10 protein-coding genes and 1 tRNA gene are annotated in these 16,667 nt (G+C 60.0%); 9 read left to right on the top strand and 2 right to left on the bottom strand.

Annotated features, from left to right (window positions below; genetic code table 11):
- The first annotated feature begins 67 nt into the window (after positions 1–67).
- The 8 genes from ACCW71_RS05875 (at position 68) to recD (ending at position 13,615) form a co-directional block, all read left to right on the top strand.
- Positions 68–538: a prepilin-type N-terminal cleavage/methylation domain-containing protein gene (locus ACCW71_RS05875; RefSeq protein ID WP_436370144.1), complete on the top strand. Its 471-nt coding sequence runs from the start codon at positions 68–70 to the stop codon at positions 536–538.
- On the top strand, positions 535–1,062 hold the full coding sequence (locus tag ACCW71_RS05880; protein ID WP_436370146.1) for a prepilin peptidase-dependent protein: 528 nt from the start codon (positions 535–537) through the stop codon (positions 1,060–1,062). Before ACCW71_RS05875 ends, ACCW71_RS05880 begins: the two co-directional genes overlap by 4 nt.
- On the top strand, positions 1,059–1,463 hold the full coding sequence (locus tag ACCW71_RS05885; protein ID WP_436370147.1) for a DUF2509 family protein: 405 nt from the start codon (positions 1,059–1,061) through the stop codon (positions 1,461–1,463). Before ACCW71_RS05880 ends, ACCW71_RS05885 begins: the two co-directional genes overlap by 4 nt.
- 46 nt (positions 1,464–1,509) lie before the next feature.
- Positions 1,510–1,749: a prepilin-type N-terminal cleavage/methylation domain-containing protein gene (locus tag ACCW71_RS05890; protein WP_436370148.1), complete on the top strand. Its 240-nt coding sequence runs from the start codon at positions 1,510–1,512 to the stop codon at positions 1,747–1,749.
- 111 nt (positions 1,750–1,860) lie between these two features.
- A complete protein-coding gene (gene recC, locus ACCW71_RS05895; RefSeq protein WP_436370149.1) occupies positions 1,861–5,238 on the top strand; it encodes an exodeoxyribonuclease V subunit gamma in 3,378 nt (1,125 codons plus the stop codon).
- A gap of 108 nt (positions 5,239–5,346) precedes the next feature.
- Positions 5,347–8,238, top strand: coding sequence for a pitrilysin (ptrA, locus tag ACCW71_RS05900; protein WP_436370150.1), 2,892 nt, complete (start codon positions 5,347–5,349; stop codon positions 8,236–8,238).
- Positions 8,235–11,777: an exodeoxyribonuclease V subunit beta gene (gene recB / locus ACCW71_RS05905; protein WP_436370151.1), complete on the top strand. Its 3,543-nt coding sequence runs from the start codon at positions 8,235–8,237 to the stop codon at positions 11,775–11,777. Before ptrA ends, recB begins: the two co-directional genes overlap by 4 nt.
- Positions 11,774–13,615: an exodeoxyribonuclease V subunit alpha gene (gene recD / locus ACCW71_RS05910; protein ID WP_436370152.1), complete on the top strand. Its 1,842-nt coding sequence runs from the start codon at positions 11,774–11,776 to the stop codon at positions 13,613–13,615. Before recB ends, recD begins: the two co-directional genes overlap by 4 nt.
- Positions 13,616–13,674: 59 nt before the next feature.
- On the opposite strand, the gene argA is transcribed toward recD, so the two are convergent.
- Positions 13,675–15,003 carry an amino-acid N-acetyltransferase gene (gene argA / locus ACCW71_RS05915; protein WP_436370153.1) on the bottom strand — a complete coding sequence of 443 codons (1,329 nt, stop codon included), beginning with the start codon at positions 15,001–15,003 and terminating at the stop codon, positions 13,675–13,677.
- Between the two features lie 232 nt (positions 15,004–15,235).
- Here argA and amiC point away from each other — a divergent pair, with 232 nt between their 5' ends.
- Complete coding sequence (gene amiC / locus ACCW71_RS05920; RefSeq protein ID WP_436370155.1) at positions 15,236–16,480, top strand: N-acetylmuramoyl-L-alanine amidase AmiC; 1,245 nt, start codon at positions 15,236–15,238, stop codon at positions 16,478–16,480.
- Positions 16,481–16,590: 110 nt separating this feature from the next.
- On the opposite strand, the gene ACCW71_RS05925 is transcribed toward amiC, so the two are convergent.
- Positions 16,591–16,667, bottom strand: a tRNA-Met gene (locus tag ACCW71_RS05925).

The following is a 16,667-nucleotide window of genomic DNA, read 5'->3' on the forward strand; positions in this document are numbered from 1 at the left end:
GCGATCGTCTTTCCAGCCTGTCACCTTCCCGCTTGTTCCCGCACTCAGTAACCCGCAGGCTGATGCCATGAAAACAGCATCCTTACGGGGTTTTACCCTGCCGGAACTGCTGCTGGTGATGGTGATTGCCGGCATGCTGGCACTTGCCGGAGTGCATGGCTGGCAGCGCTGGCAACAGCGGCAGCAACTGCGCGACACGGCTCAGCAACTTCAGGGATTCCTGCTGCGGCTGCGCGCCCAGGCTAACCGGCAAAATCGCGACCTGGTTCTATGGACGCGGCCCGGCAATCCCTGGTGCCTCGGTGCCGGCCCTCTTCCCGTTGCGGAGTGTGACGGTCGCAAAGGTCTGCATTTCCTGGTGCCGCATCCTGATGTCGATCTCTATGGCATCCGCGGTGAACCGGGCTTTTATGGCCGCCGTAACGTCGCCAGAGCGGGCAGCATTGAGCTGGGGAATAGCGCCGGGCGACTGCGGCTGATCATCTCCGCCAGATCCCGCATCCGCGTCTGCGCCACGGACGATGAGGGCTGCCGATGAAAACCGCCGGATTCAGCCTGCTGGAGATGCTGATTGCCATGGCGATCAGCGCGGTGCTGATGTTAAGCGCCGGGCGCTTCTTACCGCTGCTGCTGGCAGAGAACGCCGCGCTGCTGCAACGGGCGCAGCTGCGTCAGGAGTTGCAGCAGATAATGGCGACGCTGGAAAAAGCGGTACGGCGTGCCGGCTACTGTCACGGCGACTGTGGCACTGGCGCGTTGCAAATCAGTGAAAACTGCCTGCTGCTGCGCTGGGATGAGAACAGCAACGGCCGATGGGAGGGGGTGAACCAGCCAGAGAGTGATTACTACGGCTATCGCCTGCGGCGGCAACAGCTTGAGATGCAGCGTGGCGTTGATCAGTGCGGTTCGGCTGGCTGGGAACGGCTCTCCGATCCCGCTTTTATGACGCTGGAGCAGTTTAACGTCAGCCGGCAGGGAATGCAGATCCGGCTACAGCTTCAGGGGCGCGCCGGGCGCTGGCTGGAAAGCGTCGAAAGCTGGGTTGAAGGAGATAACCTGTGAAGCAGCAAGGCAGCAGTGCGCTGGGCATGGTACTGATGGTGCTGGTGATGGGCAGCCTGACGCTGCACGCCAGCCGGAAGATGGCAGAGCAGGGAGTGAGAACGCTGGCTGACGAGCAGCGCTTTATTCAGGATTTCTGGCGGGCGCAGTCTGCGCTGCAATGGGGCCTGACGCTCAACTGGCCCGCCGGTGAGGCGATCGGCTGTCAGCAGGATGCCCGTCAGGGCTGGCGCAGTTGTTTACAGCGAGGTGAAAAGGATGAAGGCCTGCTTAAAGGCGAAGCCAGCGACAGCGACATGGCGGTCTGGCACTGGGTCCGCTTACAGCAAAATCACGTTACGGCGCTGCCGCACGGCTGGATCGACTACTGTCCGCTCACGCCGCCCGCCAGCTGCCGGTAACGCGGGCGGGTTCAGCCTGCCGGAAGCGCTGTTTGCCCTGCTGCTGATGGCTCTCAGCAGCGGCACGCTGCTGAATTATCATCGCGCACTGGCGCTGGGATTCAGCCAGCAGTGGAATCAGCGTGAGGCGTGGCGTGTGGCGGAACAGCGCCTGGTGGGGCATGAAACCGCGGGCTGGCGTTCAACGCTGCAACGTCAGAGCCTGACCTCTGGCTGCATTCTGGAACGCGCGGAGGTGACAGGGCCACAGCAGCGACATGCGGCGCTGACAAGGTTACGATGTTAATCACCCTTCAGCCTCGCCGGACCCCCTTTTGATGGGCTTCAATCGCGATACGCGGTAGAGTGTCAGGGCCGCAACATCGCTGTAATGTTCAGAGTTCTCACAGGAGTTTTCATGTTTCACGTTTATCACTCAAATCAGCTTGATGTGCTGAAGATTCTGGCGGCTGAGGTGATTAAACGCGATCCGCTGGATGATCCTTTCGCCTCAGAAATGGTGCTGGTACAGAGCCCGGGTATGGCGCAGTGGTTGCAGATGGAGCTGGCGCAAGCCTTTGGAATTGCGGCCAATATTGAATTTCCGCTGCCCGCCAGCTTTATCTGGGAGATGTTCGTCCGGGTCCTGCCCGATATTCCACCGGAAAGCGCCTTCAGCAAAGCCAGCATGAGCTGGAAGCTGATGCACCGTCTGCCGGTGATGCTGGAACAGGACGAGTTTATCTCGCTGCGCCACTACCTTCATGACGACGGCGACAAGCGGAAACTGTTTCAGCTTAGCTCCCGCGTGGCCGACCTTTTCGACCAGTATCTGGTCTATCGCGCCGACTGGCTCAACAGCTGGGAGCGCGGTGAAACCATTGAGGGGCTGGGTGACGCACAACACTGGCAGGCGGCGCTGTGGCGCGATCTGGTGAGCTATACCCGCAGCCTGCGCCAGCCTGAATGGCACCGTGCCAATCTCTATGCGCGCTTTATCCAGACGCTGGAGCAGGCGCGGATTACGCCGGAAAATCTGCCAAAGCGGGTCTTTATCTGCGGCATCTCCGCGCTGCCGCCGGTCTATTTACAGGCGTTGCAGGCGCTGGGACGCCATATCGACATCTATCTGCTGTTCACCAACCCCTGCCGCGACTACTGGGGGGATATTCAGGATTATGCGTTTCTGGCGAAGCTGCAAAGTCGTCAGCGCCGACGCTACGATGCTGAGGAGTCTCGCGCTCTGTTCCGCGAACCGCAGCAGGCAGCGGCGCTGTTTAACGATGCCGGTGAGCAGCAGCTGACCAACCCGCTGCTCGCCTCCTGGGGCAAGCTGGGGCGCGACAATCTATTTCTGCTCAGCCAGATGGAATCCAATAACGAGGTCGACGCCTTTGTGGACGTGGAGCAGGATAATCTGCTGCACTGTATGCAGCATGACCTGCTCAATCTCCAGGACAACGCCATCATCGGCCTGAACGCCGCGGAGCTGGCACACAGCGATCGGAAACGCTGCCTCGATCCTGACGACCGTTCGATCGCGATACAGGTCTGTCACAGTGCCCAGCGTGAGGTGGAAGTGTTGCAGGATCATCTGCTGGCGCTGATGGAGGCCGATCCCACACTCAAGGCGCGCGACATCATTGTGATGGTGGCGGACATCGACGCCTACGCGCCGTTTATTCAGGCGGTTTTCGCCAACGCGCCCGCCGATCGCTATCTGCCTTTCGCCATCTCGGATCGCCGTGCCAGCCAGGCGCACCCGGCTATCGTGGCGTTTCTGCATCTGCTGGCGCTACCGGACAGCCGCTTTGTCTCGGAGGATGTGCTGGCACTGCTGGATGTTCCGGCGCTCGCCTCACACTTCTCGATTGATGAAAGCGGCCTGCGGTTGCTGCGGCGCTGGGTCAGCGAGTCGGGCGTGCGCTGGGGACTGGATGATGCCAGCGTCGAAGCGCTCTCGCTACCGATTACCGGCCAGCACACCTGGCGTTTTGGCCTGCAACGTATGCTGCTGGGCTATGCGATGGAGAGCCACAACGGTGACTGGGAGGGCATTCTGCCCTATGACGAGTCGAGTGGTCTGGCAGGGGAGCTGGCCGGTCATCTGGCCGAGCTGCTCTCCCGCCTTAATCACTGGCGCGAGCTGCTGGCGGAACCACGGCCGCTGACCGCATGGCTGCCCATGTGCCGGGAACTGCTCAACGCCTTTTTCAGTCCCGATGCGGAAACCGAGGCGGCGTTGCTGCTGGTGGAAGAGCAGTGGCAGCAATTGATTGAATATGGCATGGATGCGCGGTTTGAGGAGGCGATTCCGGTGGCGCTGTTGCGGGATGATCTCCGCAGCCGGCTCGATCAACAGCGCATCAGTCAGCGCTTCCTGGCGGGGCAGATCAATTTCTGTACCCTGATGCCGATGCGCTCCATTCCCTTTCAGGTGGTCTGCTTGCTGGGGATGAACGATGGCGTCTACCCGCGCACCTTAGCGCCGTTAGGCTTTGACCTGATGCAGCAGCAGTCGCGCAAAGGGGATCGCAGCCGCCGCGATGATGACCGTTATCTGTTCCTTGAGGCGATGATCTCGGCACAGCAGCAGCTCTATATCAGCTATATCGGCCGGGCGATTCAGGACAATACGGAACGCTACCCCTCGGTGCTGGTCACAGAACTGCTGGATTACATCGGCCAGAGTTTTTATCTGGCGGGCGATGGCGATCTTGAACTGGATGAGAGTGCCGAACGGGTGAAAATGCATCTGCAACATCTGCACAGCCGGATGCCGTTTGCCGCCGGAAACTTCCAGCCTGCCGCCAGACTGCACAGTTTCGCCCGCGAATGGTTACCGGCGGCACAGGGCGCGGGCCAGCCACAGCCCGCTTTTGTCCAGCCGCTGGAAGCGCCGACGATTGAAGCGCTGACGCTGGAGGCGTTTCTGCGCTTCTGGCGACACCCGGTGCGCGCCTGGTTTCATCAGCGGCTTGGGGTCAGTTTCTGGCTGGAGGAGAACGAACTGCCCGACAGCGAGCCTTTTGCCCTCGACAACCTGGAGCGTTACCAGATCAACGCCCAGCTGCTGAATGCGCTGGTGGAGGGGGAGGATACCGAGCGGCTCTACCTGCACCACCGCGCGGCGGGTAATCTGCCCTATGGTGCCTTTGGCGAGCTGTTCTGGCAGGCGCAGCGCGATGAGATGCAGGAGGTGGCCGCAGAAGTGGTGACCCAGCGCAGCGAGGGGGAGAGCTGGGAAGTGAACCTGCAACTGGAGCAGGTCAGCCTGACCGGCTGGCTGACGCAGGTACAGAGTGATGGCTTACTGCGCTGGCGGCCCGGCGTGCTCAACATGAACGACGGCCTGTTACTCTGGCTGGAGCATCTGATTTACTGTGCGCTGGGCGGCACCGGCCGCAGCCGGATGTTTGGCCGCCAGCAGAGTCAGTGGTGCTTCCTGGCGGTGTCACAGCCGCAGGCTATCGCCGCGCTGAATGAGTATGTCGCCGGCTATCTCGCCGGGATGCAACAGCCGCTGATGCTGCTCAACAAAAGTGGCGGCGCGTGGCTGACCGCCAGCTACGACAAAAAGAGTAAGCAGTTACTGACCGATGAGGCGACGCAGCTCAAGGCGCGTAATCGTCTGCTCACCGCCTGGTCGGGCAACTATCAGCTTGAGGGTGAAGGCGGCGATCCCTATCTGCAACGCCTTTGCCGGGTACTGGATGAGGCGCACATAGCGCAGATAACTGAGGCGGCACAGCGCTGGTATTTACCGGTGCTGGCGGCACATCAGGATGATGAATAGCAGGCCAGAGAGCAGCACTGCTGACTGGCTAATGACACAGCAAAATTGTTCTGCTTTGAGCCGCCGCGTCAGTGATTGGCGGCTTACCGGGGAATGTAAGGGGTTTAGATGCGGATATATGTACGCTGGATAGTGACGCTGGTGATAAGTCTGGTGGCCTGTACCGCGCTGGCGCAGGGTGACGCGGGCTGGCAGCCAATCAACGACACCATTCGCAAAAGTGAAAAGGATCCTCGCCACTACCAGGCGATTCGGCTCGATAATGGCATGACGGTGTTACTGGTCTCCGATCCGGTGGCGCCTAAATCGCTGGCCGCCCTGACGCTGCCGATTGGGTCGCTGGACGATCCCGATCAGCAGGCGGGTCTGGCGCACTATCTTGAACACATGGTGTTAATGGGTTCGAAACGCTATCCCCAGCCTGATAACCTGGCGGAGTTTCTGAAAAAGCATGGCGGCAGCCACAACGCCAGCACGGCCGCATACCGCACCGCTTTTTATCTGGAAGTGGAAAATGATTCGCTGGAACCGGCGGCCGACCGCCTGGCGGATGCGGTGGCAGAGCCGCTTCTCGATCCGGTTAACGCTGACCGCGAACGCCACGCCGTGAACGCCGAGCTGACCATGGCGCGCGCGCGTGATGGTCTGCGAATGGCGCAGGTTGGGGCAGAAACCCTGAACCCGGCCCACCCGGCGTCACGCTTCTCCGGCGGCAACCTGGAGACCCTGAAAGATAAGCCGGGCAGCAAGCTGCATCAGGCGCTGCTCGATTTTTATCACACCCACTACTCGGCCAACCTGATGAAGGCGGTCATCTATAGCAACAAACCATTGCCGGAGATGGCGGCGATGGCAGCCCGAACCTTTGGCCGGGTCGCTAACCACAACGCCAGCGTGCCGGTGATTAACGTGCCGGTGGTGACCGACGCCCAGCAGGGCATCATCATTCATTACGTGCCAGCTCAGCCGCGCAAACAGCTCAAAGTGGAATTCCGCATCGCCAACAACAGCGATCGGTTCCGCAGTAAAACCGACACGCTGATCAGCTACTTAATCAGTAACCGCAGCAAAAATACCCTGACCGACTGGCTGCAAAAGCAGGGGCTGGCCGATGGGGTCAACGCGGGGGCGGACCCGATGACCGAGCGTAACAGCGGCGTGTTTGCCATCACCGTGTCGCTGACCGACAAAGGGCTGGCGCAGCGTGACGAAGTGGTGGCGGCCATTTTCAGCTACCTCCATCTGCTGCGGCAGCAGGGTGACGATAAGCGCTATTTCGATGAAGTCTCGCACGTGCTGGCGCTCGATTTTCGCTATCCCTCCATCACCCGCGACATGGATTACATCGAATGGCTGGCTGATACCCTGCTGCGTGTGCCGGTTGAACATGCGCTGGATGCGCCCTATCTGGCGGACCAGTATGATGGTGACGCCATCAAGGCTCGGCTGGATGAGATGACGCCGCAGCATGCGCGCATCTGGAGCATCAGCCCGCAGGAGCCGCATAATAAAACCGCCTATTTTGTCGATGCGCCTTATCAGGTGGAGAAGATCACGCCGCAGACCTTTGCGGAGTGGCAACAGCGCGCCAGCCAGATTAGCCTGGCGATGCCGACGCTGAATCCTTACATCCCGGATGACTTCACCCTGGTGCCGTCTGACGGTAAATCCTATCGCCATCCGATTCGGCTGGATAACGATGCCGGTATGCGCATCTACTGGATGCCCAGCCAGGCTTACGCCAGCGAACCGAAAGCCACGATTACCCTGGCGTTACGCAATAAACAGGCGATCAGCGATGCCCGCCAGCAGGTGCTGTTCGGCCTCAACGACTACCTCTCCAGCCTGGCGCTGGACGAGCTTAACTCGCAGGCTTCGGTGGGAGGCATCAGCTTCTCCACCGGTGAGGATGAGGGATTGGTGTTCAGCGCCAGCGGCTTCACCCAGCGCCTGCCGATGCTGCTGAAAAAACTGGTAGAGGGTTATGCCCACTTTCAGCCCACTCCACAGCAGCTGGCGCAGGCAAAATCCTGGTATCTGGAGCGGCTGGAGGCGGCGGAAAAAGGCAAGGCGTTTGAACAGGCGATTCAGCCGATGCAGCTGCTGTCGCAGTTGCCTTATACCCAGCGCGAAACGCGGCGCAGGTTAGTCAGTACTATCTCACTTGAAGAGGTGACCGCCTACCGCGATGCGCTGTTCCGCGACGCGACCCCTGAAATGATGGTGGTGGGCAACCTCAGTGCGGACCACGTGACGCAGCTGGGCAGCGAACTTAAACAACAGATGCAGAGTAACGCCACCCGCGACTGGCACAGCAAATATGTGGCCTTTAAAAAACCGTTTAAAGCCAACCTGCAACAGCAGGGCAGCAGCAGCGATTCGGCGTTAGCCGCGCTCTATGTGCCGCTGGGATACAGTGAATATCAGAGCATGGCCAACAGCTCAATGCTGAGCCAGATTGTGCAGCCCTGGTTCTATAACCAGCTGCGTACTAAAGAGCAGCTCGGCTATGCGGTGTTCGCCTTCCAGATGCCGGTCGGCCGACAGTGGGGCATTGGCTTTCTGTTGCAGAGTAACAGCCGGCAGCCAGCCTGGCTGCTGCAACGTTATCAGGCCTTCTATCCCGAGGCGGAAAAGCGTTTGCGCAGCATGAGCCAGGCTGATTTTGCGCAGTACCAGCAGGCGATGATTAACGACCTGCAACAGCGCCCGCAGACGCTGGATGAGGAGGCGGATCGCTTTAGCCGCGATTTTGATCGTCAGAACGATCAATTTAATACCCGGCAGAAGGTGATAGAGCAGATCCAGCGATTAACCCCGACCAGCCTGGCGGACTTTTTCCGGCGGGCGGTCATAGAACATAACGGCATGGTGATGACATCGCAGGTGGCGGGCAACAACAGTGGCAAAGCGGGCTTTGCCCGGCAGCCCGGCGCGAAAACCTGGGATGAACTGGCGAAACTACAGCAGTCCCTGCCGGTAAAGAGTGAGACCCAATGACGCAGTTACCTTCCGTATCGCTGAATCCTTTAACGCTGCCGCTCAGAGGTGAACGGCTGATTGAGGCGTCAGCGGGCACCGGAAAAACCTTTACCATCGGATTGCTCTACCTGCGCCTGCTGCTGGGGCTGGGTGGCGACAATGCCTATAGCCGACCGCTATCGGTAGAGGAGATCCTGGTGGTGACCTTTACCGAGGCCGCCACCGCCGAGTTGCGCGGCCGCATCCGCGAGAATATCCATCAGCTGCGGCTGGCCTGTATTCGGGGTAAAAGCAGCAACCCGATGCATCAGCAGCTGCTGGAGCAGATGCCTGATCGCTCCCAGGCGGCCTCGCAACTGCTGGCCGCCGAACGCCAGATGGATGAGGCGGCGATCTTCACCATCCACGGCTTCTGCCAGCGGATGCTCAATCTCAACGCCTTTGAGTCGGGCATGCTGTTTGACCAGGAGCTGATTGAAGATGAGCAGGCGCTGCTGAAACAGTCGGCGGCAGATTTCTGGCGTCGTCAGTGCTATCCGCTGTCGCTGGATGTGGCGCGGATCATTGCCGCGGAGTGGAGCGGGCCAGATAGCCTGCTGACCACACTGCGCCCCTGGCTCCAGGGAGAATCGCCCAGCCTGAAGCGTCCACCAGCCGCCGATGAGACGCTGGCGTCCCGCCATGCCCGCAACCTGACGCGCATCGAAGCCATCAAGCAGCAGTGGCAGGCTCTGAGCGCTGATATTGAAGGCATCATCAGCGCATCCGGGGTCGATAAACGCAGCTACAGCAGTAAAAATCTGCCCAACTGGGTCGCCAGAGTGACGCAGTGGGCCAGCAGCGAGACGCTGGATTATCAGCTGCCCAAAGAGCTGGAGCGGTTTGGGCAGCAGCAGCTGGATGAGAAAACCAAAAAGGGCGAGCCACCGCGTCACGCGCTGTTTGCGGCGATCGATCAGTTTCTGGCGGAGCCGCTGTCGCTGAGGGATGTGATCATTGCCCAGGCGCTGACCGACGTGCGCGCTACGGTGCAGCGTGAGAAGCGGTTACGCGCGCTGTTAGGCTTTGACGATCTGCTCAGTAAGCTGGATGAGGCCTTGCAGCAGCCGGGCGGCGGTCTGCTGGCGGAAACCATCCGGGCGCGTTTCCCGGTCGCCCTGATTGATGAATTTCAGGATACCGATCCGCAGCAGTATCGTATCTTCCGCACGCTCTACGTTAACCAGCCGGAGCAGGCGCTGTTTCTGATTGGCGACCCCAAGCAGGCGATCTATGCCTTTCGCGGCGCAGATATATTCACCTACCTGCGGGCCAGAAATGAAGTTAGCGCTCACTACACGCTTGATACCAACTGGCGCTCCTCTCCTGAGATGGTGGAGAGCGTCAACCGTCTCTTTACCCAGCTCGATTCCCCTTTCCTGTTCTCGGCGATCCCCTTTCTGCCGGTTAAACCCGCCGCGCCCAATCAGGCACTGAAGCTGGTTTACGAGGGGCAGCAGCAGCCCGCGTTACGTTTCTGGTTGCAGCCTGGCGCGGGCGTCGGCAACAGTGACTATCAGCAGTTTATGGCGCAGCAGTGTGCGGCTGATATAAGTCGCTGGCTGGCGGCGGGACAGCAGGGGCGCGCCTTTTTGGGCAAAGGGGAGTCGCTGCAACCGGTAAAGGCGTCCGATATTACCGTGCTGGTACGTAGCCGCAATGAAGCGGGCTTAATCCGCGAAGCGCTGAATGCGCTGTCGATTCCCTCGGTCTACCTTTCCAGCCGCGACAGTGTTTACACTACCCCGGAAGCCCGGGAATTACTCTGGCTGCTCCAGGCGATACAGGCACCGGAACAGGAGCGGCTGCTGCGCAGCGCGCTGGCGACCTCGGTTTTTGCTATCGACGCGGCGACGCTGGATGCGCTGAGCCAGAATGAACGCGAGTGGGATGCGCTGGTGGAGCAGTTTGCCCGCTGGCAGCAGCTATGGCATCAGCGCGGCGTACTGCCGATGCTGCGTGACGTGATGATCAAGCGGCAGCTGGCGGAGAATATGCTGGCCTCGGAAAACGGGGAGCGCCGGCTTACCGATCTGATGCATCTGGGCGAACTGTTGCAGGAGGCCTCGGTGCAGCTGGAGAGTCCGCACGCGCTGGTGCGCTTCCTCGCCCAGCAGATTGCCCGTCCGAACAGCCAGGCCTCCAGCCAGCAGCTGCGTCTGGAGAGCGACCGCCATCTGGTGCAGATCATCACCATTCACAAATCCAAAGGGCTGCAATATCCGCTGGTCTGGCTGCCGTTTGCAGCCGGATTCCGCGAGGCGGCCAGCGCGCTCTATCACGATCGCGAGGACTTTACTGCGCTGCTTGATGTGCAGGGCGACGCGCAGAGCCTGGCGCTGGCGGAAGAGGAGCGTCTGGCGGAGGATTTACGTCTGCTCTATGTGGCGCTGACCCGTTCGGTCTACCACTGTAGCGTCGGCATTGCCCCGCTGATCAAAGGCACGCGCAAAAAAGAGGGCGACAGCGATCTGCATAAGAGTGCGCTGGGCTATCTGGTGCAGCAGGGAAAGGCGGCTGACGCTCAACAGCTTAGCCAGCGGCTGCATGCGCTGACCGGCGCCGGTATTGCGCTGGTGGAGGCCGATCTGCTGCCGGGCGAAACATGGCGGGATGCGCCGCAGAGCGACCAGGCGTTAAGCAGCCGCGAGGTGACGCGGGCGCTGGCTGACGCCTGGCGCGTCACCAGTTACTCCGGCCTGCAACAGCACCACAGCTCGCCGCTGCTGGATGTGCTGCCAAACTTCGATATTGATGCCGCAGGCGAAGAGGAGAGCGATGAAGAGGCCGCCCTGACGCCGCACCATTTTCCGCGCGGCGCGGCACCAGGTACCTTTCTGCATGGCCTGTTTGAGTCGCTTGATTTTACCGAACCGCCAGAGCGCATCTGGCTGGAAGATCAGTTGCAGCAGCACGGTTATCCGCTGAGCTGGCTGCCGGTGATGGAGCAGTGGATCGGACGGGTATTACAGACGCCGCTGAACGCTGAAGGGCTGACGCTCTCCGCGATAAAAAGCAGCGAACGGCTGATCGAGATGGAGTTTTATCTGCCGATCGATCAGATGCTGACCGCCGCTGAGCTTGATAAGCTGCTGCGCCGACACGATAGTCTGTCACAGCAGGCTGGCGCCCTCGATTTTCGTCAGGTGCGCGGCATGCTGAAAGGCTTTATCGATTTGGTGTTTCGCTGGCAGGGTAAATATTACCTGCTCGACTACAAATCAAACTGGCTGGGGGAGAGTCACGCCGCTTATACGCCGCAGGCGATGACGCAGGCGATGATCGACCACCGCTACGATCTGCAATATCAGCTCTATACCCTGGCGTTGCATCGCTATCTGCGGCATCGCTTGCCCGATTACCGCTATCAGCGTGACTTTGGCGGGGTATTTTATCTGTTCCTGCGCGGGATGGATGGCAGCTCAGCGGATAACGGGATTTTTGCCACCCGTCCCAGCGAGGCCTTTGTGGAAGAGATGGATGCACTATTTATGGGTGAAACCGGGGAGAGAGAATGAGTGACATGCTGAGTTTGCTGCTTCAGGCGGCAGAGAAGCGTCTCCTGCGGCCGCTGGATATTCAGTTTGCCCGTCTGGTCGCGCCTGAATCCCAGCCAGCGCTGCTGCTGGCCGCCGCCTGCGTCAGCGCGGAAGCGGGTGAGGGGCACGTCTGTTTACCGCTAAGCAACCTGAGTGAAGCGCACCTGTTTGCCGGTCGCCAGCCAGCGCTGGCGCAGGCGATCTGGCAGGCGGCTGGCGCACCGGATAACTGGGCGTCACGCTTTACCGACTGGTCAGCCGTCAGTGATGGCAGCCTGATTACGCCGCTGGTGCTGAGCAACCAGCGCCTCTATCTGCATCGGCTGTGGCACAGTGAAGGGCTGGTCGCGGATTTCTTTGCCATGCAGGAGTTCAAATCCGCCTTTGACGCCGCCGCCGCCGGCGAGGTGCTGAACAACCTGTTCGGCGACCAGCCGGAAAACTGGCAAAAAATTGCCGCGGCGGTCGCGCTGACCCGTAAGACCGCGGTGATTTCCGGCGGACCGGGCACCGGTAAAACCACCACGGTAGCGAAATTACTCGCCGCGCTAATTCGTCTCAATCCCGGCGCGCTGCGGATTCAGTTAGCGGCACCGACCGGTAAAGCGGCGGCGCGGCTGACCGAGTCGCTGGGGAAAGCCCTGCGCGATCTGGCGGTAAGCGACGAGGAGCGTCGGCGTTTCCCCGCCGAAGCCACCACGCTGCATCGCCTGCTGGGCGCACAGCCCGATACCCAGCGTCTGCGCTACCACGCGGGTAATCCGCTGCATCTGGATGTACTGGTGGTCGATGAAGCCTCGATGGTTGACCTGTCGATGATGGCGCGACTGATCGCCGCACTGCCCGCCCATGCGCGCGTGGTATTCCTCGGCGACCGCGATCAGCTCGCTTCCGTCGAAGCGGGGGCGGTGCTGGGCGATATTTGCCGCTGCACCGAAAGCGGCTACAGCCTGGCACGGGCAGAGCAGCTCGCGCAGCTGACCGGCTGCGCACTTCAGGGCAGTGACGATGCCCAGGCTCCGGTGGTGCGCGACAGTATCTGCCTGCTACAGAAAAGTTACCGTTTTGACGCCTCATCAGGCATTGGCCAGCTGGCGCGCGCCATCAATCGCGGCGATGCACAGCAGGTCAGGGCGGTATTTGCCGCCAGCTATGAGGATATTTGCTATCAGCCGCTGGACAGCGGCGAAGCCTATCAGGCGATGCTGGATGAGGTGGCGCAGGGCTATCAGCCTTTTCTGCAACGCATCAGAGAGCAGGCACCGCCCGCAGAGATCATTGCCGCCTTTGGCCAGTATCAGCTGTTGTGCGCGTTACGGGATGGGCCGTTTGGTGTGCAGGGGCTCAACCAGCGCATTGAGCAGCGGCTGATGCAGCTGCAACGCATCCGGCGTCCGGGCATGGGCAGCCGCTGGTATGCGGGGCGTCCGGTAATGATCACCCGTAATGACAGCGCGCTGGGCCTGTTTAATGGCGATATTGGCATTACGCTGCGCGACGAAGAGGGGAATCTGAAGGTCTTTTTCCCGCTGCCGGATGGGTCGATCAAGGCGATCCAGCCGAGCCGGTTGCCTTCCCATGAGACCGCCTGGGTGATGACGGTGCATAAGTCTCAGGGATCGGAGTTTGACCACACCGCGCTGGTGCTGCCGACCCAGTTCCTGCCGGTCCTGACCCGGGAGCTGGTCTACACCGCGATTACGCGGGCGCGCAGCCAGCTGACCATCTACAGTGAGCCGGGCGTGTTTCAGCGCGCGGTGCAGCTGCAAACCCAGCGACGCAGCGGTCTGGTTGAGCGATTGAGTCAGGCAGGCTGAGAAGCGGGCAGGGAGCGCCGATGGTGATGCGGCGTCTCCCTGCGGGCAAAACGGGTGGGTCAGGTAAGGTCGGCCATCAGCACTTTTGAGCGGCGCTGATAGTTATACATCTCTTTTTTACTCTCCGGCAGCGACTCAATATCGACCGGGGTAAAGCCACGCTCCTGGAACCAGTGGATGCTGCGGGTGGTGAGCACAAACAGCTTTTTCAGCCCCATCTGCCGCGCCTGAAGCGCCACGCGCTGGAGTAACATCTCACCGCGCGAGGAGCTGCGGTAGTCAGGATGCACCGCCACGCAGGCCATTTCGCCAATCTTCTCATCCATAAACGGATAGAGCGCCGCACAGGCGATAGTCAGGTTGTCGCGCTGAATAATAGTGAACTTATCAATCTCCATCTCCAGCTGCTCGCGGGAGCGACGCACCAGAATTCCCTGCTGCTCCAGCGGGCGGATCAGTTCGAGGATGCCACCAATATCGTTGATATTGGCGCGGCGGATCTGCTCGGCGGACTCCATCACAATTTGGGTACCGATACCGTCGCGGGAGAAGAGCTCCTGCAACAGTGCGCCATCCTCCTGATAGCTGATTAAGTGGCTGCGACGGACGCCGCTGCGGCAGGCTTTAACGGCTCCCCGCAGAAAGCGCACCGTACCCGAAAGGTAGTCGCCTTCGCTTTCAATCTCGTCGATGCGCGCCTGCGCATCGTTCGGGAACAGTTCGGAGATGATCTCCCCCTCGCTGTTCAGCACGCCCTGCTCGGAGCAGAAACCGATCATTTTTTCCGCTTTGAGTTTGATTGCCAGCTGGGTCGCCACCTCTTCCGAGGTGAGGTTAAAGCTCTCGCCGGTCACCGAAACCGCCACCGGCCCCAGCAGCACAATGGCGTCATTATCCAGCTGGCGATGAATCGCCTCTTCATCGATACGCCGGATCCGGCCGCTGTGACAGTAATCCACGCCATCATCCACCCCCAGCGGCTGGGCAATAATGAAGTTGCCGCTGACGACATTGATATGCGCGCCCTGAAGCGGCGTGTTGTTAAGACTCATTGAGAGGCGGGCGGTAATATCAAGCTGCAACCGGCCGGCGGCCTGCTTCACTAACTCCAGCGACTGGGCATCGGTGACGCGGGTAAATTTATGATAAACCGGCTCCAGCTGGTGCTGAGCCAGGCTGGCATCAATCTGCGGACGCGCCCCATACACCACCACCAGGCGAATCCCGAGGCTGTGCAGCAGGCCAATATCATTAACGATGCCAGAGAAGTTCTCATGCTCAATCGCTTCGCCACCCAGCATGATGACAAAGGTTTTACCCCGGTGGGCATTGATATAGGGAACGGTATGGCGAAAACCCTGAACCAGTTCAGTACTACGTTCCTTCACGGCCAACCCTCAGTGAATGTTTATTCGTATTTTTTGTATTTTTATGCTTTTACCGGCCTTTTTGCAAGCCTTAATCCTGACGAAAATTTACGTTTTTTCGGGTGCCAGCGCCGCTAACAGCCTGCATTATTTAGGGTTTCCGGGGTGACATCATGCTGCGGATTGGATAAAGTTTTCGCCGCCATTTTATTAACTGGCGCTTTTTTAGACATTACACAGCAGCTGGAGCGGCATGTCGGACGTTAATTCCCAATTTTCACGCAGACGATTTTTACTGGGGACGGGCGCCTTACTGCTGTTAAGCGTCAGCCGGGTCGGTATGGCGGCTAACAGCCACATTGTGGCGGTGCGTATCTGGCCCTCCTCCACCTACTCGCGTATGACGCTGGAATCCAATGTCGCGCTGAAGTACAAGCAGTTTGCCCTGAGCAATCCCGAACGACTGGTGATCGATATTGAGGGCCTGCACCTTAATCCGGTACTGAAAGGGGTGAATAAGCAGGTCCGTGTCGACGATCCCTTTATCAAAAACGCGCGTGTCGGCCAGTTCGACAGCAACACGGTGCGGGTGGTGCTGGAGTTAAAGCGCAACGTCGCACCGAAGATCTTCAATCTCTCCCCGGTCGCCGGGATCAACCATCGTCTGGTGGTGGATCTCTATCCGAGTCAGAACCAGGTGGAAGACGATCCGCTGCTGGCGCTGCTGAAAGATTATAACCAGGGCGATCTGGAGAAAGATGAGGGGGTGCAGGCGCCGCTGCCGGGTAAAGCCGGGCGCGATCGTCCGATCATCATCATGATCGATCCCGGTCACGGCGGGGAAGATCCGGGGGCGCATGGTAAACATAAGACCCGCGAGAAAGATATTGTGCTGAAGATCGGGCGGCGGCTGAAAGCGTTGATCGACAAAGAGCCCAACATGAAAGCCTATATGACGCGCAATGAAGATGTCTTTATCCCGCTGCGCGTCCGGGTCGCCAAAGCCCGGAAACAGCGCGCCGATCTCTTTGTTTCGATCCATGCGGATGCCTTTACCAGCCGTGCGGCGCGCGGCTCCTCGGTCTTTGCTTTATCAACCAGCGGGGCAACCTCAGCGGCGGCCCGTTTCCTGGCCCAGACCCAGAATGAGTCCGATCTGATTGGTGGCGTCAGCAAAAGCGGCGACCGTTACCTTGATCACACCATGTTCGATATGGTGCAGCGCCAGACGATTCACGACAGCCTGAAGTTCGGCAAGGAGGTGCTGCATCGCATGGGACGGATTAACCATCTGCACAAGCGCACCGTGGATCAGGCCGGTTTTGCCGTGCTGAAAGCGCCCGATATTCCCTCGATTCTGGTAGAGACCGCCTTTATCAGTAATGTGGAAGAGGAGCGTAAGCTGCGAACCACGCGCTACCAGCATCAGGTGGCCGAGGCGATTCTGGACGGTATCCGGGCCTATGTGAAGAGTGGGGCGGCGCTGGCCCATCGCTAGAGGTGTGCGGGTAGCCGGGCTATCCGCGCGCTTTTCAGGGCGGAGAGAAGCTGAAGAGAGGTCTGGCAACGACAGAAACAAAAAAACACCCTTTCAGGTGTTTAAATGATTGGTTGCGGGGGCCGGATTTGAACCGACGACCTTCGGGTTATGAGCCCGACGAGCTACCAGGCTGCTCCACCCCGCG

Source organism: Pantoea sp. C2G6 (genome assembly GCF_051336815.1).
Lineage (GTDB): Bacteria > Pseudomonadota > Gammaproteobacteria > Enterobacterales > Enterobacteriaceae > Pantoea.